Genomic DNA, 25,668 nt, shown 5'->3' with positions numbered 1-25,668 from the left:
TGGGTGGCGAGCTTTGAAGATATTAGTCGCAACGCTCGTCGATGGCTAAAGTGAGTGGCATCTCAATAGAAGGAATACGTCATGAGCCCGGTTGAGCTGATGAGCCAGTGGTCGTTCGGCGGTGTTGATTGGCTGGTGATCGGCGTGGGCGTGACGGTGGCTTACATTGTGTTCGGCATTGCCGGGTTCGGCACCGCGCTGGTGGCGGGGCCGATCCTGATTCTATTCATGCCGCTGTCGAAGATCATCCCGTTGCTGGTGCTTCTGGACTTTGTCGCGGCGTTTGGCGGCCTGCTACAAACGCGGCGCGATGTGAACAAGCCAGAACTGTTGCGGTTGCTGCCCTGCATGGCCATCGGCTGCACCCTGGGGGTGGTGTTTTTGCTCAACTTGCATTCGGACCTGTTGCAGTTGTTGATGGGGCTGTTTATCAGTGCCTACGCGATTTACAGCCTGGCGGTGAAAGCACGGCCGACTCAATTGGCGGCGGGGTGGTCGATTCCCATGGGCACTGTGGGTGGTCTGTTTGGTGCGCTATTTGGCAGTGGCGGCTTTTTATATGCGATCTATCTCAATAGCCGTTTGCCCAAGGACGCAGCGCGGGCCACGCAAAGCGCGCTGATCAGTTGCAGCACGGTGGTGCGTTTGAGTCTGTTCCTGATTGCCGGGGTGTATGCCGATTGGCCGTTGTTGATGTTGGCGGTTTGCCTGTTGCCGGCAATGGCCCTGGGGCTGTGGTGTGGGCGCAGGCTGACGATGCGGCTGTCCCGTGAGGCGTTCGTGCGGTTGGTGACCTGGTTGGTATTGGCCAGCGGTATTGCGTTGATCGGGCGGTATTTGAGTACTTGACCTCATTTTTTCAGGGATTAAGCTGCCGTCCTCCCGGGCGTCATCGCGGGCAAGCCCGGCTCCCACAGTTGATCGCATTCCAATGTGGGAGCCGGGCTTGCCCGCGATGGCGCCAGTAGCCACACCGCAGGACTCCCATGAATTCCCAAAGCATCCTTGTCCCGAAAATCTCCACCTTACCCGTCCACGAACCCCGCGCCCGGGCGATTGTGCGCTGGCTGGTGCGCAAGAACATCATCAAGGAAGAGCTCACCACCTGCGGCCGCACCGGCAACCGCATGGGCTACGCCCTGGCCGATGGTGCCCGCGCCGTGGTGCTGCACCCCGAGGCGCTGCCATTCAACGAGCCGGTCAACGGCTTGGAGATCATCTACAAGCGTTGCATCTATACCCCGGCCAAGGGCTTTCTCGAAGAAGCCGGCTGCCCGGAGTGCCTCAAGGAAGTCGGCGAGGCGCTGTTCGAAAGCCTGGAAGACTGGATGCCCGGCCACACCGATAACTTCACCTGCCCGCTGTGTGGGCATGAAGACGACATCAACGGCTTTCTATTCCTGCAGGAGTGCGGGTTTTCCAACCTGGGCTTTATCTTCAACAACTGGGCGGAGGCGGGCTTCAAGCAGAGCTTTATCGACGAGTTTGCCGATTGGCTCGATCAAAAAATGAGCTGGGTCAAAGTCGAGCTGTAACTTTTTGCCTAACACGATCGTTCCCACGCTCCCGCGTGGGCAACGCCGCATGGGACGCTCCGCGTCCCGTTGTTGCCGAAGATTTTGAATCCTGCCTCAAGGCGACGCAGAGCGTCACCAGAGGCATTCCCACGCGGAGCATGGGAATGATCGGGGCGGTGAAATTACCCATCTATCAGTATTACCAAGTTTGTCAGAGTTTTACATTGAGCCCGGCAGGGTGCATGTATATAATGGCGCGCTTCCATTTTCCCGCTCGGGAGCCCCCGCGATGCTGCGTATCAGCCAAGAAGCTCTGACATTCGACGACATTCTCCTAGTGCCCGGTTATTCCGAGGTGCTTCCTAACGAAGTCAGTCTCAAGACCCGCCTAACCCGTGGCATCGAGCTGAATATTCCCCTGGTTTCCGCTGCCATGGACACCGTCACCGAAGCCCGTCTGGCCATTGCCATGGCTCAGGAAGGCGGCATCGGCATCATCCACAAGAACATGACCATCGAGCAGCAAGCTGCCGAAGTGCGCAAGGTCAAGCGTTACGAAGCCGGCGTGGTGAAAGATCCGATCACCATCGAAGCTGACGCCACTGTGCGTGACCTGTTCGAACTCACTCGCATGCACAACATCTCCGGCGTCCCGGTGCTGCACGATGGCGACCTGGTCGGCATCGTCACTTCCCGTGACGTGCGTTTCGAGAACCGTCTTGAAGTCACCGTCCGTGAAGTGATGACGCCTAAAGAGCGCCTCGTCACCGTCAAGGAAGGCGCCGACAAGAACGATGTGCGCGAACTGCTGCACAAGCACCGCATCGAGCGCGTGCTGATCGTCGACGACAAATTCGCCCTCAAGGGCATGATGACCGTCAACGACATCGAAAAAGCCAAGGCTTACCCGCTGGCCAGCAAGGATGACCAAGGTCGTCTGCGCGTTGGTGCTGCGGTCGGTACCGGTAAAGACACCGGTGACCGCGTCTCGGCCCTGGTCGCTGCCGGTGTTGACGTGGTGGTGGTCGACACCGCCCACGGCCACTCCAAAGGCGTGATCGACCGCGTGCGTTGGGTCAAGCAGAACTTCCCTGAGGTGCAGGTGATCGGCGGCAACATCGCCACCGGCGCTGCCGCCAAGGCCCTGGCCGAAGCTGGCGCCGATGCAGTCAAGGTCGGTATCGGCCCAGGCTCCATCTGCACCACGCGCATCGTTGCCGGTGTCGGCGTGCCGCAAATCAGCGCCATCGCCAACGTCGCCGCTGCCCTTGAAGGCACTGGCGTACCGTTGATCGCCGACGGCGGCATCCGTTTCTCCGGTGACCTGTCCAAGGCCATCGTTGCCGGTGCCTCCTGCGTGATGATGGGCTCGATGTTTGCCGGTACCGAAGAAGCGCCAGGCGAGATCGAACTGTTCCAGGGCCGTTCGTACAAGGCTTACCGTGGTATGGGTTCGCTGGGCGCCATGTCCCAGGCGCAAGGCTCTTCCGACCGTTACTTCCAGGACTCTTCGGCAGGCGCCGAGAAGCTCGTACCGGAAGGCATCGAAGGCCGTGTGCCGTACAAAGGCACCCTGAGCGCGATCATCCACCAACTGATGGGCGGCCTGCGTTCCTCGATGGGCTACACCGGCAGCGCCAACATCGAAGAAATGCGCACCAAGCCAGAGTTCGTGCGGATCACCGGCGCCGGCATGGCTGAATCCCATGTCCACGACGTGCAGATCACCAAGGAAGCGCCAAACTACCGCGTAGGTTGAGCCTTTCAGCAAAATGTTAAGTAACCGGGGCTGTTCTTCAGCCCCGAGTTGTTTCTGATTCATTAGACGAGACTGACTTCATGGCCCTCGACATTCACGCCCACCGCATCCTGATCCTCGACTTCGGTTCCCAGTACACCCAGCTGATCGCCCGCCGCGTGCGTGAAATCGGCGTGTACTGCGAACTGCACCCGTTCGACATGGACGATGAAGCGATCCGCGAATTCGCACCTAAAGGCGTCATTCTCGCCGGTGGCCCCGAGTCCGTTCACGAAGCCAACAGCCCGCGCTGCCCGCAAGCGGTATTCGACCTGGGCGTGCCGGTGTTCGGCATCTGCTACGGCATGCAGACCATGGCCGAGCAACTGGGCGGCAAGGTTGAAGGTTCCGAGCTGCGTGAATTCGGTTATGCCCGTGTGGACGTGGTCGGCAAGAGTCGCCTGCTGGACGGCATCGAAGACCACATCGACGCAGACGGCCTGTTCGGCCTCGACGTGTGGATGAGCCACGGTGACAAGGTCACCAAGATGCCGGAAGACTTCCACATCCTGGCCAGCACCCCAAGCTGCCCGATCGCTGGCATGTTCAGCGACGAGCGTCGCTACTACGGCGTGCAGTTCCACCCGGAAGTGACCCACACCAAGCAAGGCGGGCGCATCCTGTCGCGTTTCATCCTCGACATCTGCGAGTGTGAAGCCCTGTGGACCCCGTCGAAAATCGCTGAAGACGCCATCGCCCAAGTGCGCGCCCAGGTCGGCACCGACAACGTGCTGCTCGGCCTGTCCGGCGGCGTGGACTCCTCGGTTGTGGCGGCCTTGCTGCACAAAGCCATCGGCGACCAGCTGACCTGCGTATTTGTCGACAACGGCCTGCTGCGCCTGCACGAAGGTGAGCAAGTGATGGCCATGTTCGCCGAGAACATGGGCGTCAAGGTGATCCGTGCCAACGCAGAGGACCAGTTCCTCAACAACCTGGCCGGCGAGTCCGACCCGGAGAAGAAGCGCAAGATCATCGGCCGCACCTTCATCGACGTATTCGATGCCGAGTCCACCAAACTGGACAACATCAAGTACCTCGCCCAAGGCACCATCTACCCCGACGTGATCGAGTCGGCTGGCGCCAAGAGCGGCAAGGCCCACGTGATCAAGTCCCACCACAACGTGGGTGGCCTGCCTGAGGAAATGAACCTCAAGCTGGTAGAACCGCTGCGCGAACTGTTCAAGGACGAAGTCCGCCGTCTGGGCCTGGAACTGGGCCTGCCGTACGACATGGTCTACCGCCACCCATTCCCAGGCCCGGGCCTGGGCGTGCGTATCCTGGGTGAAGTGAAAAAGGAATACGCCGACCTGCTGCGTCGCGCCGACCACATCTTCATCGAAGAACTGCGCAAGGCCGACTGGTACCACAAGGTCAGCCAGGCATTCGTGGTGTTCCAGCCGGTGAAATCGGTTGGCGTTGTAGGCGATGGCCGTCGTTACGCGTGGGTTGTTGCACTGCGTGCCGTAGAGACGATCGACTTCATGACGGCGCGTTGGGCACACCTGCCTTACGAACTGCTGGAGACGGTCAGCGGCCGGATTATCAATGAGATCGAAGGTATTTCCCGCGTGACTTATGACGTGTCGAGCAAGCCGCCGGCGACGATTGAGTGGGAATGATTGGGCGTCCGGCATTGCCCGGCACCCACTAGCAATAAATGCCCTGAAGCCCGCGTAATTGCGGGCTTTTGGCTTTTTGGGGTTGGCACTTTCAGCACGCTTTGTGCATCGCCAGCTATGGGCGGCTGCCCCTTTGACACGCGTCGCCTGACGGATTGCGCGTAAAGATTTTACGCAGAATTTACGCAGCCTGTTTGGGGGGTATCCGATACTGCGCGGTGCTCATTTCGGAACGCTACTGTGATGTCACTCGCAGCAATTCGGCTTATCGGCTTCATCTTAGGTATTTTTTTGATCACGCTGGCCGTCAGCATGGCCATTCCCATGATTACGCTGGTGGTCTATGAGCGCAGCGACGATCTCTCGGCCTTTCTCTGGGCGAGTTTGATTACGCTTATTTGCGGTCTTCTGTTGATCGTGCGAGGGCGCCCCGATACTGGCCATCTTCGCCCAAGGGACATGTACTTGCTGACTACCGCAAGCTGGGTAGTTGTGTGCACGTTCGCCGCGTTACCCATGGTGTTCATCAGTCATATCAGCTACACCGACGCCTTCTTTGAAACAATGTCTGGCATCACAACCACTGGCTCGACCGTACTCAGCGGTCTGGATAGTGCATCTCCCGGATTGCTGATCTGGCGTTCCATGCTCCATTGGTTGGGCGGCATCGGTTTTATCGGCATGGCTGTGGCGATTCTTCCACTTTTGCGCATCGGCGGGATGCGTCTGTTCCAGACAGAGTCCTCAGATTGGTCAGAGAAAGTGACACCTCGCTCCCATGTGGCAGCCAAGTACATTCTTTTGCTCTATCTGGGGCTGACGGGCCTCGGAACTCTGTCGCTCTGGCTCGTTGGAATGACGCCATTTGAAGCGGTCAACCATGCGATGTCGCTGATCTCTACCGGAGGATTCTCAACGTCGGATGCCTCTCTTGGGCATTGGACGCAACCAGCGATTCACTGGGTGGCAGTAGCCATCATGGTTCTGGGCAGCCTGCCATTCACCTTGTACGTTGCAACATTGCGAGGTAATCGGCGTGCGTTGATCAGGGACCACCAGGTACGCGGATTTATTGGATTCTTACTCGTCACATCGCTGGCTGTGGGTACCTGGCTGCACTTTCACAGCGATCATGGATGGTGGGATGCGTTTCGTATCGTGGCCGTCAATGTGACCTCGGTGGTCACGACCACTGGTGTTGCGGTGGGCGACTACACCTTGTGGGGCAGCTTCGCGGTCTTGCTGTTTTTCTATTTAACCTTTGTCGGTGGCTGTTCCGGCTCAACGGCAGGCGGTCTTAAAATTTTCCGATTTCAGGTGGCTGCCGCTCTGCTGGTCAGCAGCTTGAAGCAGTTGATCCATCCTCGAGCCGTGATTCAGAAAAAATACAACGGCCATCCCATCGACGAAGAGATTGTGCGCTCGCTTTTGACCTTCTCGTTTTTCTTCACCATCACGATTGCCGTTATCGCTTTGGGCCTGGCGCTCATTGGGCTTGATTGGATAACCGCGTTGAGCGGCGCCGCCACGGCGGTGTGTAATGTCGGGCCAGGCCTGGGCACAATCATTGGGCCGGCCGGCAATTTTTCATCATTGCCGGATGCGGCCAAATGGTTACTTACCGTCGGAATGCTTCTGGGAAGGCTGGAAATCCTGACGGTGCTGGTACTCGTAACTCCGGTTTTCAGAAGGTATTGACCCCGCTAGTGGAGGTGCTGGGGCTACAAACTACTCGAGGTATGAATATCAGCTTAGAGCGTCAGAAAAACTCATCCAGCAGACAATAGAACTTCATACGCTGCTCATCGGGCTCAACGCCATAAACCTCGAAAAATGGCTTCACCCATTCCTGCCCCAGGTTGCTTTCAATACTTCGTGCTGCCAGGGCAAGGTCTTGAAACCGATCGCTGACCCCCAGGCGTCCACAGTCGATGAAGCCGCTGAAGCAACCCTCTGCCGCCATGAAGTTCGGCAGGCACGCGTCGCCATGGGTCACTACCAGATCATGAGTCTTTGGCTGAGTCGCCACCAGTTCGGCAAACACATCCTCAGCGCTTTGCCCCAGTCGCTCGTCGTCGAAGTCTGTCTCGTCCACGAGGCCGGCAATGACGTGTTGCTGCGCGCGTGCAATACGCAGCTCAAGGGAGTGGTCGAAGGGGCAGAGGGCCACGGGTAACTGATGTAAAGCACGCAGTGCGGTCGCCAGGATGTGAATGATTTGCCCGGCAGGAAGCTCGTTGGTGCTGGCCAGGTCCCGTCCCGGTACGGCGGTCATCAGCAACCAATGGTGATGGGCCTCTGTCACTTCATCCAAGACCGCAGGCGCAGGCAGACCCATGTGCTGCAGCCACCTAAGCCGATCAATTTCGTCTGCCAACTCACCGTGTTCCTCGAGGGGCTCGGACTTCACGAACAGATCCGTGCCGCCGTCCTGGCGCAGGCGAAAGACGTCAGCGCGCGATTCACCAATGGCCTGTTGTTCAATCAGCGCATGGGGGAATTGTTCACGCCATTTTTGGGGAATATTCACGGTGCTTTCTTTCCAATGGAGACCCGTACAAACTCTACTTCAAGCCGGGAAGGGTTGGAGAATTTCCTGAGCTTGACCATAATCGAAATGAAGCAAAGCTACCTTATTGTTTCTGATCGAATTAACACGCTGATGCCATTGCTCACTGTGAGCGGTCGCGATCATGGAGGTCTGTTCATGAAGCTGGAAGAGCGTATGCAGAGTGCCATTGATGGCATGCTGGGAAACGTGATCCTGCGTATGGATATCGCAACGCTTGGTGGGCATTCACAGGTTTCTGTAGCGTTGGATGAGCTAATGCGCAAAGGCGTGATCGTCCGCATGGGCATTGGCATCTACGCCAAAGCTTCTCGTCACCCTGTTACAGGCGTTGTGACTCCCGTCGCTAACCTTGAAACGCTCGCCGTTGAGGTATTGCAACGGCTGGGCGTGAGTGCTTCGGTGCAGGTCGCCAAATCCGGCGCCGGGCGTTTGGTCGCGTCAAAGGATGCACGGATTTGCATAAAAGGTAGCCGCCGAATTCGACGCAAGTTATCGCTCGGTGGGCGGTCAGTGGTTTATGTCAATGAACTCGCCTCTCCCCGTAAACCGAAAAGTTCGGTCCGGCGTCATCCGAAAACGGGGGCCTTGATCATTCCTAAGTCTGGACTACGGCGTTACGTGATGGATCTGGCGGAAGCATGCCAGGTCGCTTACATACGGACTTACGCGGATGAGTGGGCAGAAAATATTTCCCGGTTGGCGGGAGATGATGTTCAGACTGACGTCATAGAGAACTTGGTCATCGCGCTTAAGAAAGAGAAAAAAGTCACCGGTCTGGAAGCGGTTCACCTGCTTACCAACTATTTGAGGGAAAAGCAGCGTGTTTGACCCATTCAAGGACTTTGACGCGAAGGGCTATCTCAGAAACGTTGTGGGTGAAAAAGACCTCAATATCGTCAAGCAACTAGAACATGATCTGTTTACGGCGAACCTTGCTGACGCGATGACCTATTTGGCGAAGAAAAACACGATCACGTATCGCGACTTTCTAAAGGTCCACGCGCTTCTGTTTGGTGATCTTTATCCGTGGGCAGGCAGCGACCGGATGACGACTTCCCCTGACTTGGCGATCTCCAAAGCGGGCACCTGCTTTTGCCTTCCGTACGTCCCAAGCGACCCAACCTTTGGGTAGGTTTCACCGCCGCGCCACATCCGAAAAATAAAACTTATCCAACGTATGCCGCGACTCGGTGTACTCGAACTGCCTTCCATCCTGCAAAAACGTCTGGTTGCTCACCACAATCACATGGCTTTGCCCATCCAGATCCAGATGCGCCTGGTCGTCCTTGCTGCGCGGCAAGGCTTCGATGGTGCGTTGCGCGTAGCTGATCTGCAGCTGCAGCGTTTGCTCGATAAACGCGTAGATCGACTGCTCGGCGATGTCGCGGTCCAGGCCGGGAATCAGGTCGCTGATGAAGTGGTTGATGTCCAGGATCACCCGTTTGCCGCCGATGCGGCGTACCCGCTTGATGCGCGTGATCAGTGTGCCGGGCTCGGCCTCGATGTGTTGCAGCAGTGAGCCTTCCAGTGGGATCTGGGTGAACTCGACCACCTCGGTGCGTACGTCATCACCCAGGTCGGCGTGGGTCTCGTGGAAGCTGACGATGCCGCCCAGTTGGAACTCGATCGGGTTGGGCGACAACACAAAGGTGCCCTTGCCGTGAATTTTTTGCGCAAAGCCACGTTCCTGCAACTGCTCGATGGCGCGCCGCACGGTGCCACGGCTGGCCTGGTAGGCGTCCATCAGTTCGGTTTCGGAGGGAAGGCGCGTACCGCGTTGCAGGCGTTCGGTAGTGATGCTGGCAAGCAGATCCGTATAGATCTGGTTGTATTTGCTCATGGGATGGCTCTTGCCCGGCGTTATGAAGGTGGACGGCGCGTTCAAGGCTGGAACCATAGTGGCAGAGGTGGGGTTTGTCCATTGGACAGCGGTGCGACTCTGGGAAAAATCTGACAGAAAGCTCGTAGGCATAAACAAAAGTGTAACTCGTACAGACGAGTTGTTGATTTAACTCGTACAGACGAGTACTTTTCCCTCCTCGGCGTGCTGCCAACGACTGCCACCCATAAAAACAATCACAGTGGAAAACGAGCATGAGCCACGACTATTCAATGATTGCCCGCGAGATTCTCGACAACCTCGGGGGCCGCGAAAACCTTGAGCAGGCTGCCCATTGCGTGACCCGCCTGCGCCTGGCGCTCAAGGACCCCAGCCTGGTCAACAGCAGTGCGCTGAACCAGGTCGACCTGGTCAAAGGGTCGTTCTTTACCGGTGGCCTGTTCCAGGTAGTGATCGGCCCCGGCGAAGTGGAAAAGGTCTACGCCGCCCTGCGCGAACTGACCGGCCTTGCCGCCTCGACTATTGCCGACGTCAAGAAGGCCGGCGGCGACAAGACCAACCCCATGCAGCGTCTGGTGCGGGTGTTCTCCGATGTGTTTATGCCGATCCTGCCCGCGCTGATCATCGCCGGCCTGTTGATGGGCGTGAACAACCTGATGGGCGCCAAGGGCATGTTCATCGAAGGCAAGACGCTGCTGGAGGCCTACCCGAACCTGGATGGCCTGTGGAGCCTGATCAACCTGATGGCCAACACCTCCTTCGTGTTCCTGCCGGCGCTGGTGGGCTGGTCGGCGGCCAAGCGGTTCGGCGGCAGTGAAATCCTCGGCATCGTGCTCGGGCTGATGCTGGTGCACCCCGACCTGCTCAACGCCTGGAACTACGGCAAGGCGGTCGCCGGCCTCGACGGCCAGAGCCTGCCGTACTTCGATATCTTCGGTTGGTTCCAGATCGAGAAGGTGGGTTACCAGGGGCAGATCCTGCCGATCCTGATGGCGGCCTTTGTCATGAGCGTGATCGAAAAGTGGCTGCGGACGCGGGTGCCGAATGCCATTCAACTGCTGGTCGTGCCGATCACCACCATCGTCGTCACCGGCGTGCTGGCCTTGGCGATCATCGGCCCGGTGACCCGTCACCTTGGCATTCTGATCACCGAAGGTTTGGTGACGCTGTTCGAGATCGCCCCGATGATCGGCGGCGCGATTTTCGGCCTGCTCTACGCGCCACTGGTGATCACCGGCATGCACCACATGTTCCTGGCCGTCGACCTGCAGCTTATCTCTACCCAGGGCGGCACTTTTATCTGGCCGATGATCGTCATGTCCAACCTGGCCCAGGGCAGCGCCGCCCTCGGGGTGTTCTACATGACCCGCAATGCGCGGGACAAAAGCATGGCCTCGACCTCGGCGATTTCCGCTTACTTCGGCATCACTGAGCCTGCGATGTTCGGGGTGAACCTGCGCTTCAAGTTTCCGTTCTATGCCGCGCTGCTGGGCTCGGCGCTGGGCAGCATTTTCCTGTCGTTGAACAAAGTGCAGGCCTCGGCCATCGGCGTCGGTGGGCTGCCCGGGTTTATCTCGATCGTGCCGAGCGCCATTCCGATGTTCGTGATTGGCATGGTCGTGGCGATGGTCGTGCCGTTTGCGCTGACGTGCATGTTGAGCATGAAGATCGTTCGGCCTGGTTACCGGGTCGCCTGAAGGTCGCTATCGCAGGCAAGCCAGCTCCCACAGTGATTTGTGAACACATTCAAGTGTGGGAGCTGGCTTGCCTGCGATGAGGCCAGAAGGGCCAGCCCCCAACTCTACTGAAGGAACCCACCATGCAAACCTGGCAACACTCGGTGATCTACCAGATCTACCCCAAAAGCTTCCACAGCCACGCGGGTAACGCCACCGGTGACCTGTTGGGCATCGTGGACAAACTCGACTACCTCAAGTGGCTGGGCGTGGATTGCCTGTGGGTCACCCCGTTCCTGCGCTCGCCCCAGCGCGACAACGGCTACGACATCAGCGACTACTACGCCATCGACCCCAGCTACGGCACCATGGCCGATTGCGAGCTGCTGATCAGCGAAGCGGCCAAGCGTGGCATCAAGCTGATGCTCGACATCGTGGTCAACCACACCTCCATCGAACACGAATGGTTCCAGCAGGCGCGCAGTAGCCTCGACAACCCCTACCGCGACTTCTACATCTGGCGCGACCAGCCGAACAACTGGGAATCCAAGTTCGGCGGCTCGGCCTGGGAATACGAAGCGCAGACTGGCCAGTACTACCTGCATCTGTTCGACCATACCCAGGCCGACCTCAACTGGGACAAACCCCAGGTGCGCGCCGAAGTGTTCAAGATGATGCGCTTCTGGCGCGACAAAGGCGTGGGTGGGTTCCGCCTGGATGTGATCAACCTGATCTCCAAGCCCGCCGATTTCCCCGAGGACAACAGCGACGGCCGCCGCTTCTACACCGACGGCCCGAACGTGCATGAATACTTGCAGCAAATGCACCGCGAAGTCTTTGAAGGTCATGACCTGATCAACGTGGGCGAGATGTCATCCACCCGCCTGGAACACTGCATTCGCTACTCGAATCCAGCGTCGAAAGAGCTGTCGATGACCTTCAACTTTCACCACCTGAAAGTCGATTACCCCAACCTGCAAAAGTGGGTGAAGGCCGACTTCGACTTCCTGCAACTCAAGCAGATTCTCTCCGACTGGCAGATGGGCATGCAGGCCGGTGGCGGCTGGAACGCGTTGTTCTGGTGTAACCACGACCAGCCACGGGTGGTTTCGCGTTTTGGTGACGACGGCGAACACCGCGTGGTTTCGGCCAAGATGCTCGCCACGGCGCTGCACTTTCTGCAGGGCACGCCGTATGTGTATCAGGGCGAAGAGCTGGGCATGACCAACCCCGGCTTCGACAGCATCTCGCAGTACCGTGATGTGGAAACCCTGAACATCTTCCGGCTCAAGCGCGATGCGGGCGAGTCCGAAGCCTCGAGCATGGCGGCGATCATGCAGAAGTCCCGCGACAACGGGCGTACGCCCATGCAGTGGAGCACCGAAGCGAACGCGGGGTTCAGCCGCGGTGAACCCTGGATCGGCATCCCCGCCAATGCCGCGCAGATCAACGTCGCAAGCCAGATGGATGACCCCGATTCAGTGCTGCATCACTACCGCAGGCTGATCGACTTGCGCCGCCGCGAACCGCTGATACAGGAAGGCGTTTACCGCCCGTTGCTACAAGACCATCTCCAGGTCTGGGCGTACCTGCGTGAAGGCCACGGCGAGCGCCTGTTGGTTCTTAACAACTTCTATGGATCGCCGTGCGAGATCCAACTGCCCGAAGGCGTGATCAATGCCGCGAGCGAGCAGCGCCTGCTGATCAGCAACTACGCGGACTGCCCACCGCACACAAGCACGCTGGTGCTACGCCCTTATGAATCCTTCGTGCTGCACCTGACTGATTGAAACATCCCTGTAGGAGCGAGCTCGCTCGCGAAGATCGTCAACGAAAACGCGCCCCTCCAGGTGTGGCGTGGAGGCTGCAAATTCTTCGCGAGCAAGCTCGCTCCTACAGGTGATCGCGTCACGCAAGACTGTAAGAAAAACAATAAAAATAGAAGGAGCGCTTCATGAAAACAACAATAAAGCTGGGCCTTATAGCGTCGTGCCTCACTCTGCCTTTCGGCGCCCAGGCCCTGGAGTTTGCCGGGTATTTGCGCAGCGGCGTGGGCACGTCAACGGGCAGCGGCAAGCAGCAATGTTTCCAACTGCCGGGTGCGCAAACCAAATACCGCTTGGGTAACGAATGCGAGCAGTACGCCGAGTTGGAACTGCGTCAGGATTTGCTGACCCTCGACGACGGTTCGGTGCTCAGCGTCGATGCCATGGCGTCCCTCTACAACAAGTACGACCGCGCCCTGAAGTTCCAGGGCGAAAACAACGGCTCGGCGCGCATGCCGCAGATGTATGCGCAGTGGTCCAACCTGCCCAGCCTCAATGGTGGTTCGCTGTGGGCCGGGCGGCGTTACTACAAGCGTAACGATATCCATATCTCCGACTTCTACTACTGGAACCAGAGCGCCACCGGTGGCGGGATCGAGGACGTGCTGATCGGCGGTTTGAAATACAGCTACGCCCTGTCGCGCAAGGACAACCTGTACCAGAAGGAATACGCCACCCGTCACGACTTCAACGTCGCAGGTTTCAAGACCAACCCCGGTGGCGAGCTGGAACTGGGCTTGAGCTACATCGCCAAGGCCGGTGGCCGTGACACCAACAGCGGCTGGGCGCTGACGGCGCAGCATGTGCAAGCGGCCTTCCTGGGTGGCAAGAACAAGTTTGCCCTGCAGTACGGCGAAGGCCCCGGCACCGGCCTGGGCTACACCGGCAATACCGCGCTGGACAAGAGCAGCAAAAGTTACCGCGCGGTGGAGTTCTTTGATTGGCAGCTGACCCCGCGTTTCGGCGGGCAAGTCGAGGCGGTGTACCAGAAAGATGTGCGCCCAGGGCGTCAGGACCAGAACTGGATGTCCCTGGGTGTGCGCCCGGCGTATGCGCTCAGCGAGCAGTTCAAACTGGTCACTGAGCTGGGGCACGATCAGGTCGAGGCCACCGGCGGTACGCGCAAGTTGAGCAAATTTACCTTCGCCCCGACCTGGTCGCCCAAAGGCCCTGAATTCTGGGCGCGGCCGGAGGTGCGGTTGTATTACACCTATGCGTCCTGGAACAAAGCGGCCAAGCGCGCGGCCAATGAGCTGGCGGCGGGCTCGGCGTTGTCCGACACCGGCGCCTATGGCACGGCGCGGCATGGGTCGAACATAGGCATGCAGGTCGAATATTGGTGGAAGTAATCAGGAAGGAGTACGCGGGCTAATGTGGGAGCGGGCTTGTTGTGGCGAGCAAGCTTGCTTGCGCTGGGGTGCGAAGCGCCCCCAAAAGCCTGCGACTGCTGCGCAGTCGAGCGGGAGCAAGCTCCCTCGCCACAGCAAGCCCGCTCCCACACTGACCTTCGTCATCTTCAACCTTGCATCGACTCAATGATTTTTAAAGAACAACACAAACAGGTGAAGTCATGACCACATCTCAACCCCTGGAACTGCTGGCACCCTTGTCCGGGGTTTTGCTGGCGTTGGACCAGGTGCCCGACCCGGTATTTTCCGGCCGCGTGATTGGCGATGGCCTGTGCATCGACCCCACCTCGCAAACCCTCTGCGCGCCGTTGGCCGGGGTGATCAGCAACATTCAGGACAGCGGCCATGCGGTCAGTGTCACCGCCGATAACGGTGTGCAGGTGCTGCTGCATATTGGCCTGGACACTGTGAACCTGGCGGGCCAGGGCTTCACCCGGCTGGTCGAGGAGGGCCAACGGGTGGAGGCCGGGCAGCCGCTGATTGAGTTCGATGCCGATTATGTGGCGCTCAATGCACGCAGCCTGCTGACCTTGATGCTCATTGTGAGTGGCGAGCCGTTTGTGCCGTTGGTGGCCGGTCAGGCGCTGGTCGAGTCTGGCCAGCCACTGTTGCAGGTCTCACCGGGGCAGATGAAAGCTGAGGTGGACGAGGAGGAGGGCAATGCGCTGTTTTCCAAGCCAGTGACCCTGCCCAATGCCAGCGGCTTGCATGCCCGCCCTGCGGCGGTGTTTGCCCAGGCGGCAAAGGGGTTCAGTTCCAGCATTTTCCTGCACAAGCAAACCTTGAGCGCGAATGCCAAGTCGCTTGTAGCGATCATGGCGCTGCAGACCTCCCAGGGCGACAGCGTGCAAGTGAGCGCGGCGGGGGAAGATGCCGAGGCGGCGATCCAGGCGCTGGTGGCGTTGTTGCTCGACGGCTGTGGCGAGACGCTGCCGGTAGCGGTCGAGCCGATCAACAAACCCGCTGCGCCTGCTTCTTCGGCGTCCGTGTTGCGAGGCATCTGTGCCTCACCTGGCTCGGCATTCGGCCAGGTGGTCCAAGTGGCTGAACCGGCGCTTGAGATTCCCGAAGCCGGTGCGGGAGAAACCTTCGAACGTACCGCATTGGCCCGTGGCCTGCGGGCGGCAAACGAGGCGTTGCAAGCCTTGCAGGCCAAGGCGGCCGGCAGCGCCCAGGCCGAGATCTTCCGCGCTCACCAGGAATTGCTCGAAGACCCGACCCTGCTTGAGCAAGCCCATAGCCTGCTGGCCGAAGGCAAGAGCGCCGCCTTTGCCTGGAACACGGCCACAGTAGCAACCGCCAGGCTCTTCGAAGGCTTGGGTAAAACGCTGCTGGCTGAGCGTGCGGCGGATTTGGCCGACGTCGGCCAGCGCGTACTCAAGTTGATCCTGGGCGTGCCAGAGCGGTCCATGGAACTGCCGGAGTGCGCCATCCTGGTCGCTGAACAACTGACACCCTCGCAAACCGCCGGCCTGGATACCAGTAAAGTGCTGGGCTTTGTCACGGTCGCCGGGGGCGCTACCAGTCACGTGGCCATCCTCGCCCGGGCCCTCGGCCTGCCATCTCTTTGCGGTGTACCCAGTCAAGTACTGGCCTTGGCCAACGGCAAACGGGTACTGCTCAATGCCGACAAAGGCGAGCTGCAGTTGGAGCCGAACCTGGCCGAAATCGAGCAACTGCAGGCGGTGCGCCAACAGCAAAAGCTGCGGCTGCAGCGTGAAGTGGCGCAGGCCTCACGGGCAGCGGTCACCCGCGACGGTCACCACGTCGAGGTCACGGCCAACGTCGCCTCGTTGCAGGAAGTGGAGCAGTCCCTGACCCTGGGCGGAGAAGGCGTGGGCCTGCTGCGTTCAGAGTTTCTCTACCTGGAACGCAACCGTGCACCGAGCGCAGAAGAGCAGGCCGACACCTACAGCGCCATCGCCCGCGCCCTCGGCACCGAACGAAATCTGGTGGTGCGTACCCTGGATGTGGGCGGCGATAAGCCTTTGGCCTATGTGCCGATGGACAGCGAGACCAACCCATTCCTTGGCCTGCGCGGGATCCGCTTGTGCCTGGAACGCCCCGAACTGTTGCGTGAACAGTTGCGTGCGATTCTTGCCAGCGCCGGCTTGGCGCGGCTGCATATCATGTTGCCGATGGTCAGCCTGCTGTCGGAGCTGCACCTGGCGCGCAAAATGCTCGAAGAGGAAGCACAGGCCCTTGGCCTGAGCGAACTGCCCAAGCTGGGCATCATGATCGAAGTGCCCAGCGCGGCGCTGATGGCGGATGTGTTTGCGCCCCATGTGGATTTCTTCTCCATCGGCACCAACGACCTCACCCAATACACCCTGGCCATGGACCGCGACCACCCGCGTCTGGCCAGCCAGGCCGACAGTTTTCACCCGTCGGTGCTGCGCCTGATCGACATCACCGTCAAAGCGGCCCATGCCCACGGCAAGTGGGTGGGCGTATGTGGTGCGCTGGCGTCCGAAACCATGGCGGTGCCGGTGTTGATCGGCCTGGGCGTGGATGAGCTGTCGGTCAGCGTGCCGCTGATCCCCACCATCAAGGCCACCGTGCGCGAGCTGGACCTGCACGACTGCCAGCTCATCGCCCGCCAGGTATTGGGCCTTGAAGAAGCCGACCAAGTGCGCGAGGCCCTGCGCCTGTACCACGCGGCCACCGTTGAAACCTCACCTGTCGTGGAGCACTGAGCATGTTCGAGAAATTGCAGCGGGCGTTCTGGAAAGCCCTGACGCCTGATTTGGTGGCCGAGACGGTTACCGCGTCGACCCCCAGCCTGTTGTCGGCCGAGGTGCTGAGTGCATTGGGCGGGGAGGGCAACGTCACGTCACAGCAGCGCGTGGCACTCACGCGGGTGCGCGTGCAGTTGAAGGAAGGCGTGCGGTTGGATGAGTCTGCATTGAAGGCGGCGGGCATACCCGCAGTGATGGTACTGCCGGGCGGCGTGGCCCACCTGCTCACCGGCCTATAAGGAAGGCGACGATGATCAAATGTGGGAGCCGGGCTTGCCCGCGATAGCGGTGTGTCAGGCGCTAAATACCTTGACTGTCAGGCCGCCATCGCGGGCAAGCCCGGCTCCCACAGGGATTTGCAGTGTTCGGGCTGTCGTGATCAGAGTTGCGGAGTGTCTTGCGCAGGCTTGGTCTTGTCCACACCCGGCACATGCAGGTTGCCTTCCACTACCTGGTTACCCTCCAGCTGCGGCTGGGTCACCCAGGTGAGGATGTCGTAGTAACGCCGGATGTTGGCCACAAAATGCACCGGCTCGCCGCCGCGGGCGTAGCCGTAGCGGGTCTTGCTGTACCACTGCTTCTGCGACAGGCGTGGCAGCATCTTCTTCACGTCCAGCCACTTGTTCGGGTTCAGGCCTTCTTTTTTCGCCAATATGCGCGCGTCGTCCAGGTGGCCGGTGCCCACGTTATAGGCGGCGAGGGCGAACCAGGTGCGGTCGGGTTCGGCGATCTTGTCGTCCAGCTCATCCTTGATCCGCGCCAGGTACTTGGCGCCGCCCATGATGCTCTGCTTGGGGTCCAGGCGGTTGGACACGCCCATGGCTTGCGCAGTGTTCTGAGTCAGCATCATCAGGCCGCGCACGCCGGTCTTGGACGTGACCGTGGGTTGCCACAGCGATTCTTGGTAACCAATGGCTGCCAACAACCGCCAATCGACTTTCTCGGCCTTGGCATAGGCGCGAAAGTGCTTTTCGTACTTGGGCAGGCGTTGTTGCAGGTGCTGGGCAAAGGTGTAGGCGCCGACATAGCCGAGGACATCGACGTGTCCGTAGTAGCGGTCCTTCAGACGCTGCAGGGTGCCGTTCTTCTCGACCTTGTCCAGGTAACTGTTGATCTCGTTGAGCAGGCTGTTGTCTTCACCGGCCGCCACTGCCCAGCTCTGGTTGCTGGCATTGCCAAGGTCGAAGGCCACGCGCACGTTGGGGAAGTACACCTGGTTCATGGCCACTTCGTTGGAGTCCACCAGGGTCAGGTCGATTTGCCCTTCGTCGACCATGCGCAGCAAATCCACCACCTCAACGGCGTCGGACTCTTCGTATTCAATCGCCGGGTTCTGTTTTTTCAGCGCCGCCAGTTGTTCGGCGTGGGTGCTGCCCTTGAGCACCATGATCTTCTTGCCCACCAGGTCGGCGGCGTTGGTGGGGCGCGATTGGCCGTTGCGGTAGATGATCTGCGGGGTGACTTCAAGGTACGGGTGGGAAAAGCGCACTTGCTGCTGACGCTGCTCGCTGCTCACCAGGCCAGCGGCGGCGAGCACCGGGCCGTTGGGTTTGCTCAACTGGTTGAACAGGTCGTCAAGGTTGTCGGCAGTCTCGATTTCCAGCTTCACGCCCAGGTCGTCGGCAAAGCGCTTGACCAGTTCGTATTCGAAGCCGGTTTCACCGTTGCGATCCTGGAAATACGTCGCGGGGCTGTTGCGAGTGACCACCCGCAATACGCCATCCTCCTTGATTCGCTCCAGTGTGCTGGGTTTATCAACACAGGCACTGAGCATCAGGAAGAGCAAGGTGGCGATGAGCCATTTGACGCATCGCAGGCGCGAAACAGTTGGGAAGAACATCTGCGCAGTATACGCAAACGGCCCACGGCGCCATATCTCGACAGCGGCGCACTTGTCTGCTAGCCAGCGCAAAACTGTGCTGCAGCCCGCAGAAACGGGGCTTGGCGAGCGTTTGTGACGGTTAAAATAACTGCGCCCAATGCCCTGGATAACGCCGTGATCGCAGGCAAAGCGTGCCAACTGACGTTCGGCGGCGGCCACCGGTAGCGTTTCGGGTGCCGTTGGCGAAGGTTTACGCTAGAATGCACGGCCTCAAAGCACACCCCTTCCCGAGGCTGTCCCGAAGATGTTGATCCTGCGCGGCGCTCCTGCCCTTTCTGCCTTTCGCCACAGCAAACTCCTTGAGCAACTGAGCCAGAAGGTTCCAGCTGTTACAGGCCTGTACGCTGAATTTGCTCACTTCGCCGACGTAACCGGCGTCTTGACCGCCGACGAACAGCAAGTGCTGGCACGCCTTCTGAAGTACGGCCCAAGCGTTCCCGTTCAAGAGCCGACTGGCCGCTTGTTCCTGGTTCTGCCACGGTTCGGCACCATCTCGCCCTGGTCGAGCAAGGCCAGCGACATCGCCCGCAACTGCGGCCTGGATAAAATCCAGCGCCTGGAACGTGGGATCGCCTTCTACGTGGCTGGCCAGTTCAGCGACGCCGAGGCCGAGCTGATCGCCAGCAGCCTGCACGACCGCATGACCCAGATCATCGTCAGCCAGCTGGAACAGGCTGCCGGCCTGTTCAGCCACGCCGAACCCAAGCCGCTCACCGCCATTGACGTACTCGGCGGTGGCCGCGCCGCCCTCGAGAAGGCCAACACCGAGCTGGGCCTGGCCCTGGCCGAAGACGAGATCGACTACCTGGTCAACGCCTTCAACGGTTTGAAGCGCAACCCCCACGACATCGAACTGATGATGTTCGCCCAGGCCAACTCCGAGCACTGCCGTCACAAGATCTTCAACGCCAGTTGGGACATCGACGGCCAAAGCCAGGAAAAAAGCCTGTTCGGCATGATCAAGAACACCTACGTGATGCACAGCGAAGGCGTTCTGTCGGCTTATAAGGACAACGCCTCGGTGATCGTCGGCTCCGTCGCCGGCCGTTTCTTCCCGGACCCTGAAACCCGTCAGTACGGCGCGGTGCAGGAGCCGGTGCACATCCTGATGAAGGTTGAAACCCACAACCACCCGACCGCGATTGCCCCGTTCCCGGGCGCAGCCACCGGTTCCGGTGGCGAAATCCGCGATGAAGGTGCCACCGGTCGTGGTGCCAAGCCCAAGGCGGGCCTCACCGGTTTCACCGTGTCCAACTTGCAGATCCCGGGCTTCGAACAGCCGTGGGAAGTGCCGTACGGCAAGCCTGAGCGCATCGTCACCGCGCTGGACATCATGATCGAAGGCCCGCTGGGCGGCGCCGCGTTCAACAACGAATTCGGGCGCCCGGCGCTCACCGGCTACTTCCGGACCTTCGAGCAGTCCATCACCACCCCGCGTGGCGATGAAGTGCGCGGTTACCACAAGCCGATCATGTTGGCCGGCGGCATGGGCAACATCCGTGAAGAGCACGTCAAGAAAGGCGAAATTCTGGTCGGCTCCAAGCTGATCGTGCTCGGCGGCCCGGCGATGCTGATCGGCCTGGGCGGCGGCGCGGCTTCCTCCATGGCTACCGGCACCAGCTCGGCAGACCTGGATTTTGCTTCCGTACAGCGCGAAAACCCTGAGATGGAGCGCCGCTGCCAGGAAGTCATCGACCGTTGCTGGCAGTTGGGTGACAAGAACCCGATCAGCTTCATCCACGACGTCGGCGCCGGTGGTTTGTCCAACGCTTTCCCGGAACTGGTCAACGACGGCGACCGCGGTGGCCGTTTCGAACTGCGCAACATTCCAAACGACGAGCCGGGCATGGCCCCGCACGAAATCTGGAGCAACGAATCCCAGGAACGCTACGTACTGGCCGTCGGCCCTGAAGACTTCGCACGCTTCCAGGCCATCTGCGAACGCGAGCGTTGCCCGTTTGCCGTGGTTGGCGAAGCCACTGCCGAGCCACAACTGACGGTCACCGACAGCCACTTCGGCAACAGCCCGGTGGACATGCCGTTGGAAGTGCTGCTGGGCAAGGCCCCGCGCATGCACCGTTCGGCCAACCGTGAAGCCGAACTTGGCGATGATTTCGACCCAAGCACGCTGGACCTGGCCAACAGCATCGAACGCGTGCTGCACCACCCGGCCGTGGCGAGCAAAAGCTTTTTGATCACCATCGGCGACCGCACCATCACCGGCCTGGTTGCCCGTGACCAAATGGTCGGCCCATGGCAAGTGCCGGTGGCCGACGTTGCCGTCACCGCCACCAGCTTCGATGTGTACACCGGTGAAGCCATGGCCATGGGCGAGCGCACACCGCTGGCCTTGCTGGACGCTCCGGCGTCGGGCCGCATGGCCATTGGTGAAACCCTCACCAACATCGCCGCCTCGCGTATCGGCAAGCTGTCCGACATCAAACTGTCGGCCAACTGGATGTCCGCTGCCGGCCACCCGGGTGAAGATGCGCGCCTTTACGACACGGTCAAAGCCGTGGGCATGGAGCTGTGCCCGGAGCTGGGTATCACCATTCCGGTGGGCAAGGACTCCATGTCCATGGCCACCCGTTGGAACGAAGACGGCACCGACAAGAGCGTCACCTCGCCGCTGTCGCTGATCGTCACCGGCTTTGCGCCGGTCACCGACATCCGCCAGACCCTGACCCCGCAACTGCGCATGGACAAGGGCACCACTGACTTGATCCTGATCGACCTGGGCCGTGGCCAGAACCGCATGGGCGCCTCGATCCTGGCGCAAACCCACGGCAAGCTCGGCAAGCAGGCCCCGGACGTCGATGACGCCGAAGACCTCAAAGCCTTCTTCGCCGTGATCCAGGGCCTGAATGCCGACGGCCACCTGCTGGCTTACCACGACCGTTCCGACGGTGGTTTGCTGACCAGCGTTGTCGAAATGGCCTTCGCTGGTCACTGCGGCCTGAACATCGTGCTCGACAGCGTTGCCGAGGATGCTGCCGAAATCAACGGCATCCTGTTCAACGAAGAGTTGGGTGCAGTGATCCAGGTGCGCCAGGACGCGACCCCAGACGTACTCGCGCAGTTCAGCGCCGCTGGCCTGGCCGAGTGCGTGGCGGTGATTGGTCAGCCGATCAACAACGGCGAAGTCAATATCTCGTTCAACGGCGACACGGTCTTTACCGGTCAGCGCCGCTTGCTGCAACGCCAGTGGGCCGAGACCAGCTACCAGATCCAACGTCTGCGCGACAACGCCGACTGCGCCGAGCAGGAATTCGACGTGATCCTGGAAGAAGACAACCCGGGCCTGAGCACCATGCTCAGCTTCGACGTCAACCAGGACATCGCCGCGCCTTACATCAAGAAGGGCATCCGCCCACAGGTTGCCGTACTGCGTGAGCAGGGCGTCAACGGCCAGGTGGAAATGGCGGCCGCGTTCGACCGCGCCGGCTTCAATGCGATTGACGTGCACATGAGCGACATCCTCGCCGGTCGCGTTGACCTCAACGAGTTCAAAGGCCTGGTGGCCTGCGGTGGTTTCTCCTACGGCGACGTGCTGGGTGCCGGTGAAGGCTGGGCCAAGTCGGCCCTGTTCAACAGCCGTGCCCGCGATGCGTTCCAGGGCTTCTTCGAACGCAACGACAGCTTCACCCTGGGTGTGTGCAACGGTTGCCAGATGATGTCCAACCTCAGCGAACTGATCCCGGGCAGCGAGTTCTGGCCGCACTTTGTGCGCAACCGTTCCGAGCAGTTCGAAGCCCGTGTCGCCATGGTGCAGGTGCAGGAATCCAACTCGATCTTCCTGCAGGGCATGGCCGGTTCGCGCATGCCAATCGCCATCGCCCACGGTGAAGGCCACGCCGAATTTAGCAGCGAAGAAGCGCTGCTTGAAGCCGACCTGTCCGGCACTGTGGCCCTGCGCTTTGTCGATAACCACGGCAAGGTCACCGAGAGCTACCCGGCCAACCCGAACGGCTCGCCACGCGGGATCACCGGCCTTACCAGCCGCGACGGCCGCGTGACCATCATGATGCCGCACCCGGAGCGCGTATTCCGCGCCGTGCAAAACTCGTGGCGCCCGGAAGAGTGGAACGAAGACGGCGCCTGGATGCGCATGTTCCGCAACGCCCGCGTGTGGGTGAACTAAGGCCGTGTACAAGCTCGCCTTCTTCGTGCCCGACAGCCATGTAGAGACGGTGAAAACCGCCGTCTTCACCGCTGGCGGCGGGCGCATCGGCGACTACGACAGCTGCGCCTGGCAAGTGCTGGGCCAGGGCCAATTCCGTGCGTTGGACGGCAGCCAGCCGTTTATCGGGCAGGTGGGTCAGGTTGAAGTGGTCGAGGAGTGGAAGGTTGAGCTGGTGGTGGCGGATGAGTTGATTGCGGCTGTCGTGGCTGCTTTGAAACTCAGTCACCCGTATGAGACACCGGCGTATGAGGTGTGGCAGTTGGCGGATTTTTGATCGGCAGGCTGCATAAACAAGAAACCCGCTGGGCCAGTTTGGTCAGCGGGTTTTTTGTTGGCTGTGAAGGCCTCATCGTGGGCAAGCCCGGCTCCCACAGTTTGATCGTGTTGTCCTGTCATGCATCAACCCAGAGTGGGAGCTGGCTTGCCTGCGATGGCGCCGGTGCAGGCGCCTCAGAACTTTCCGACAAGCCTTTCAGGTTGTCCCTCGGAACGGGTACCACTAACCTTCGCCAGTCGCTGCCAATTCAGCGACCGGGACTGCAAGCCCGCCGAAACCTCACCAGTTAGTTACAAGCGCCTTTATAATTGCGGCGCTTTTTCATGGTCGCTATTTATGGCGGCTGTGTGCGGGAGACCTTCGGGTCTACCGAGACTTGCTGGTGATTCTCGGTCTTGCAGGCCCGCACACAGCTGCCACCCATCATCTGCAAGTGATGCTGGTAGTTCTTACTTCACACCAGAGGTTTACCATGATCAAAGACAGTCCCAATCCCCCATCAGATTCCCAGCCTACCGACCAAATCTTCACTGTCCTAACCAACCTAAACAGCGAAACCCTGCTCGCCAACGCCTCCCAAGACCTGGCTTCCGTACAGGCACTGGCGGGTAATCTGGCTTTTGAAATCGACGGCCCGCACCGTGATGCGGTGCTGGGGATTCATCGGATGGTGGAGGGTATTCAGTTGATGGTGGATCGAGTACTGGATCTCCAGGAAGTACCCATCAGTAACTGAGTACACTCACTCTGTGGCGAGGGCGTTGATCGGGCAGGTAACCAACCGCTCCAATGCCTCACCCAGTCCGGACGCCTCTGATCGTTCCCACGCTCCGCGTGGGAATGCCGCCCCGGACGCTCCGCGTCCCGCCCTGCGCGAGGGTGACGCAGAGCGTCACAGGATGCATTCCCACGCGGAGCGTGGGAACGATCGACATATCTTGCATGATTATCTGGAGACAGCGGATGGCGAAGCCTTTTAACGTTTCAGTCCTCTCGTCCGCCTTGGACACACTGGTCAAAAGCCCTTTGAACCAGGCTGATGATGCTGCCCTGGTCAGTGCAGCGAAGGCTGTGTGGTATTCGGATACGAATCTTGTGGGCGAGGTGAGGGTGTTCATGGAGGAACACTCCAGTGAGTTGGAGCTTCGTCGCGCGGGTTATTTGCTTGAGCGATTCACGCGCTTTTCGTGCGCGACAGATAGTCGGGTAAAGGAAGCGTTGAAGGCGCTTGAACTGTTTTCTGCGTCCAAGCAATACGTGAAACCACAAGGCGCTGTTGCGTTGCGCAGTCGTCGTGACGAGCTGGCAATGTCTTGGGGGTTGAGTGAGGGACTGGGTTTGAAGGTTCAGGCCTTGATGCCTTTTCAGACCCGTCATTACGAAGCGCAGCAACGCGCAGCGTCTGCCTAGGCGGACGTCAAATGACAAGTGTGTGAAACAAGAAACCCGCTGGGCCAGTTTGGCCGGCGGGTTTTTTGTTGGCTGTGAGGGCCTCATCGCGGGCAAGCCCGGCTCCCACAGTTTGATCGTGTTGTCCTGTCATGCATCAACCCACTGTGGGAACTGGCTTGCCTGCGATGACGCCGGTGCAGGCGCCTCAGAACTTTCCGACAAGCCTTTCAGGTTGTCCCTCAGAACGGGTACCACTAACCTTCGTCAGTCGCTGCCAATTCAGCGACCGGGACTGCAAGCCCGCCGAAATTATGTTGGAGCTCATAAGCGCCGCTATAATCGTGGCGCTTTTCATGGTCATCGCTTTATGGTGGCTGTGTGCGGGAGACCTTTGGGTCTACCCGGGATGCTCCTTCCTTGGTCTTGCAGGCCCGCACACAGCTGCCACCCATCATCTGCAAGTGATGTTGGTAGTTCCCATTTTTTGAGGAGCATTACCATGATCAAAGACAGTCCCAATCCCCCTTCAGATCAGTTATTCAGCGTACGACGCAGTATCGATAGCGAAACCTTGCTCGCCAATACCTCGCAGGACATCGCTTCGCTGCAGGCGCTAACCAGCCAGCTGGCGTTTGAAGTCGCTGGCGCGCAGCGTGATGTTGTTTTGGCGATTTGCCGGATGCTGGAGGGTATTCAGCTCATGGTGGATCGGGTGTTGGACTTGAACGAAGTGCCCGAGCTTAAACCTTCCGGCGCCAGTTAAAACCCATTCGCGGGCTTGCTCGCGAATAGGCCAGAATAGCCACAACATCTCTAGAGCCTGGCACCGACCTCAACGCCAATGACCAACCGCTCCAGCGCTTCTGATCGTTCCCACGCTCCGTGTGGGAATGCATCTTGTGACGCTCCGCGTCACCCTCGCGCAGGGCGGGACGCGGA

At 59.9% G+C, this 25,668-nt stretch carries 20 protein-coding genes; 17 read left to right on the top strand and 3 right to left on the bottom strand.

The features are described from left to right. The first annotated feature begins 81 nt into the window (after nt 1-81). The 5 genes from V8689_RS23450 to V8689_RS23430 all read left to right on the top strand — a co-directional run bounded on the left by V8689_RS23450 (nt 82) and on the right by V8689_RS23430 (nt 6,632). Entirely contained in the window at nt 82-849 is a 768-nt protein-coding gene (locus tag V8689_RS23450) for a sulfite exporter TauE/SafE family protein (RefSeq protein ID WP_056789066.1), read from the top strand. A gap of 137 nt (nt 850-986) precedes the next feature. Further along, a complete protein-coding gene (locus V8689_RS23445) occupies nt 987-1,535 on the top strand; it encodes a hypothetical protein (RefSeq protein WP_005791157.1) in 549 nt (182 codons plus the stop codon). Nucleotides 1,536-1,806: 271 nt separating this feature from the next. Beyond that, on the top strand, nt 1,807-3,276 hold the full coding sequence (gene guaB, locus V8689_RS23440) for an IMP dehydrogenase (RefSeq protein WP_034128014.1): 1,470 nt from the start codon (nt 1,807-1,809) through the stop codon (nt 3,274-3,276). Between the two features lie 80 nt (nt 3,277-3,356). Continuing rightward, the gene (guaA, locus tag V8689_RS23435; RefSeq protein ID WP_003193997.1) at nt 3,357-4,934 is read left to right on the top strand and encodes a glutamine-hydrolyzing GMP synthase; all 1,578 of its coding nucleotides are present in this window, start codon (nt 3,357-3,359) and stop codon (nt 4,932-4,934) included. 243 nt (nt 4,935-5,177) lie between these two features. Further along, nucleotides 5,178-6,632, top strand: a complete 1,455-nt coding sequence (locus V8689_RS23430; protein WP_056789068.1) for a TrkH family potassium uptake protein — start codon at nt 5,178-5,180, stop codon at nt 6,630-6,632. A 61-nt stretch (nt 6,633-6,693) separates the two neighbouring features. On the opposite strand, the gene V8689_RS23425 is transcribed toward V8689_RS23430, so the two are convergent. Beyond that, nucleotides 6,694-7,464, bottom strand: coding sequence for an APH(3')-II family aminoglycoside O-phosphotransferase (locus V8689_RS23425; RefSeq protein ID WP_056789071.1), 771 nt, complete (start codon nt 7,462-7,464; stop codon nt 6,694-6,696). A gap of 72 nt (nt 7,465-7,536) precedes the next feature. Between V8689_RS23425 and V8689_RS23420 the strand changes: the two genes are divergently transcribed. Together V8689_RS23420 and V8689_RS23415 are read left to right on the top strand one after the other, a co-directional pair. Then, on the top strand, nt 7,537-8,334 hold the full coding sequence (locus V8689_RS23420; RefSeq protein ID WP_150073500.1) for a hypothetical protein: 798 nt from the start codon (nt 7,537-7,539) through the stop codon (nt 8,332-8,334). Further along, nucleotides 8,327-8,638, top strand: coding sequence for a hypothetical protein (locus V8689_RS23415; RefSeq protein ID WP_081089432.1), 312 nt, complete (start codon nt 8,327-8,329; stop codon nt 8,636-8,638). Before V8689_RS23420 ends, V8689_RS23415 begins: the two co-directional genes overlap by 8 nt. Before the next feature lie 3 nt (nt 8,639-8,641). Here V8689_RS23415 and treR read toward each other — a convergent pair whose 3' ends face one another. Continuing rightward, nucleotides 8,642-9,346 (bottom strand): trehalose operon repressor, encoded by a 705-nt coding sequence (treR, locus tag V8689_RS23410; protein ID WP_032895407.1) that lies wholly within the window; start codon nt 9,344-9,346, stop codon nt 8,642-8,644. Nucleotides 9,347-9,600: 254 nt separating this feature from the next. Between treR and treP the strand changes: the two genes are divergently transcribed. From treP to V8689_RS23385, 5 genes are all read left to right on the top strand, one after another. Continuing rightward, the gene (gene treP / locus V8689_RS23405) at nt 9,601-11,043 is read left to right on the top strand and encodes a PTS system trehalose-specific EIIBC component (RefSeq protein ID WP_056789077.1); all 1,443 of its coding nucleotides are present in this window, start codon (nt 9,601-9,603) and stop codon (nt 11,041-11,043) included. 122 nt (nt 11,044-11,165) lie between these two features. Beyond that, on the top strand, nt 11,166-12,812 hold the full coding sequence (gene treC / locus V8689_RS23400) for an alpha,alpha-phosphotrehalase (protein ID WP_056789080.1): 1,647 nt from the start codon (nt 11,166-11,168) through the stop codon (nt 12,810-12,812). A 164-nt stretch (nt 12,813-12,976) separates the two neighbouring features. Next, nucleotides 12,977-14,197 (top strand): maltoporin, encoded by a 1,221-nt coding sequence (locus tag V8689_RS23395; RefSeq protein ID WP_056789083.1) that lies wholly within the window; start codon nt 12,977-12,979, stop codon nt 14,195-14,197. 221 nt (nt 14,198-14,418) lie between these two features. Continuing rightward, entirely contained in the window at nt 14,419-16,953 is a 2,535-nt protein-coding gene (ptsP, locus tag V8689_RS23390; RefSeq protein WP_056789085.1) for a phosphoenolpyruvate--protein phosphotransferase, read from the top strand. A 2-nt stretch (nt 16,954-16,955) separates the two neighbouring features. Continuing rightward, the gene (locus V8689_RS23385; RefSeq protein ID WP_056789088.1) at nt 16,956-17,234 is read left to right on the top strand and encodes a PTS transporter subunit EIIB; all 279 of its coding nucleotides are present in this window, start codon (nt 16,956-16,958) and stop codon (nt 17,232-17,234) included. A 140-nt stretch (nt 17,235-17,374) separates the two neighbouring features. On the opposite strand, the gene mltF is transcribed toward V8689_RS23385, so the two are convergent. Continuing rightward, nucleotides 17,375-18,835 carry a membrane-bound lytic murein transglycosylase MltF gene (mltF, locus tag V8689_RS23380; RefSeq protein WP_032895413.1) on the bottom strand — a complete coding sequence of 487 codons (1,461 nt, stop codon included), beginning with the start codon at nt 18,833-18,835 and terminating at the stop codon, nt 17,375-17,377. Nucleotides 18,836-19,121: 286 nt separating this feature from the next. Here mltF and purL point away from each other — a divergent pair, with 286 nt between their 5' ends. The 5 genes from purL (at nt 19,122) to V8689_RS23355 (ending at nt 25,492) form a co-directional block, all read left to right on the top strand. Next, nucleotides 19,122-23,018, top strand: coding sequence for a phosphoribosylformylglycinamidine synthase (gene purL / locus V8689_RS23375; RefSeq protein ID WP_056789089.1), 3,897 nt, complete (start codon nt 19,122-19,124; stop codon nt 23,016-23,018). Nucleotides 23,019-23,022: 4 nt separating this feature from the next. Continuing rightward, the gene (locus V8689_RS23370; RefSeq protein WP_044268045.1) at nt 23,023-23,334 is read left to right on the top strand and encodes an NGG1p interacting factor 3 protein, NIF3; all 312 of its coding nucleotides are present in this window, start codon (nt 23,023-23,025) and stop codon (nt 23,332-23,334) included. A 475-nt stretch (nt 23,335-23,809) separates the two neighbouring features. Then, a complete protein-coding gene (locus tag V8689_RS23365) occupies nt 23,810-24,073 on the top strand; it encodes a DUF6124 family protein (RefSeq protein ID WP_056789092.1) in 264 nt (87 codons plus the stop codon). Between the two features lie 227 nt (nt 24,074-24,300). After that, entirely contained in the window at nt 24,301-24,747 is a 447-nt protein-coding gene (locus V8689_RS23360) for a hypothetical protein (protein ID WP_056789094.1), read from the top strand. 481 nt (nt 24,748-25,228) lie between these two features. Continuing rightward, a complete protein-coding gene (locus V8689_RS23355) occupies nt 25,229-25,492 on the top strand; it encodes a DUF6124 family protein (protein ID WP_032895417.1) in 264 nt (87 codons plus the stop codon). Nucleotides 25,493-25,668 lie beyond the last annotated feature (176 nt).

This window comes from Pseudomonas sp. AK181 (assembly GCF_051122975.1).
In the GTDB taxonomy this organism is placed as follows: domain Bacteria; phylum Pseudomonadota; class Gammaproteobacteria; order Pseudomonadales; family Pseudomonadaceae; genus Aquipseudomonas; species Aquipseudomonas lactis.
This window is presented reverse-complemented; position numbering and strand designations above follow the sequence as displayed.

Coding starts and splice junctions, on each gene's coding strand:
- V8689_RS23450 (WP_056789066.1), top strand. CDS start 82: ATGAGCCCGGTTGAGCTGATGAGCCAGTGGTCGTTCGGCGGTGTTGAT.
- V8689_RS23445 (WP_005791157.1), top strand. CDS start 987: ATGAATTCCCAAAGCATCCTTGTCCCGAAAATCTCCACCTTACCCGTC.
- guaB (WP_034128014.1), top strand. CDS start 1,807: ATGCTGCGTATCAGCCAAGAAGCTCTGACATTCGACGACATTCTCCTA.
- guaA (WP_003193997.1), top strand. CDS start 3,357: ATGGCCCTCGACATTCACGCCCACCGCATCCTGATCCTCGACTTCGGT.
- V8689_RS23430 (WP_056789068.1), top strand. CDS start 5,178: ATGTCACTCGCAGCAATTCGGCTTATCGGCTTCATCTTAGGTATTTTT.
- treR (WP_032895407.1), bottom strand. CDS start 9,346: ATGAGCAAATACAACCAGATCTATACGGATCTGCTTGCCAGCATCACT.
- treP (WP_056789077.1), top strand. CDS start 9,601: ATGAGCCACGACTATTCAATGATTGCCCGCGAGATTCTCGACAACCTC.
- treC (WP_056789080.1), top strand. CDS start 11,166: ATGCAAACCTGGCAACACTCGGTGATCTACCAGATCTACCCCAAAAGC.
- V8689_RS23395 (WP_056789083.1), top strand. CDS start 12,977: ATGAAAACAACAATAAAGCTGGGCCTTATAGCGTCGTGCCTCACTCTG.
- ptsP (WP_056789085.1), top strand. CDS start 14,419: ATGACCACATCTCAACCCCTGGAACTGCTGGCACCCTTGTCCGGGGTT.
- V8689_RS23385 (WP_056789088.1), top strand. CDS start 16,956: ATGTTCGAGAAATTGCAGCGGGCGTTCTGGAAAGCCCTGACGCCTGAT.
- mltF (WP_032895413.1), bottom strand. CDS start 18,835: ATGTTCTTCCCAACTGTTTCGCGCCTGCGATGCGTCAAATGGCTCATC.
- purL (WP_056789089.1), top strand. CDS start 19,122: ATGTTGATCCTGCGCGGCGCTCCTGCCCTTTCTGCCTTTCGCCACAGC.
- V8689_RS23365 (WP_056789092.1), top strand. CDS start 23,810: ATGATCAAAGACAGTCCCAATCCCCCATCAGATTCCCAGCCTACCGAC.
- V8689_RS23360 (WP_056789094.1), top strand. CDS start 24,301: ATGGCGAAGCCTTTTAACGTTTCAGTCCTCTCGTCCGCCTTGGACACA.
- V8689_RS23355 (WP_032895417.1), top strand. CDS start 25,229: ATGATCAAAGACAGTCCCAATCCCCCTTCAGATCAGTTATTCAGCGTA.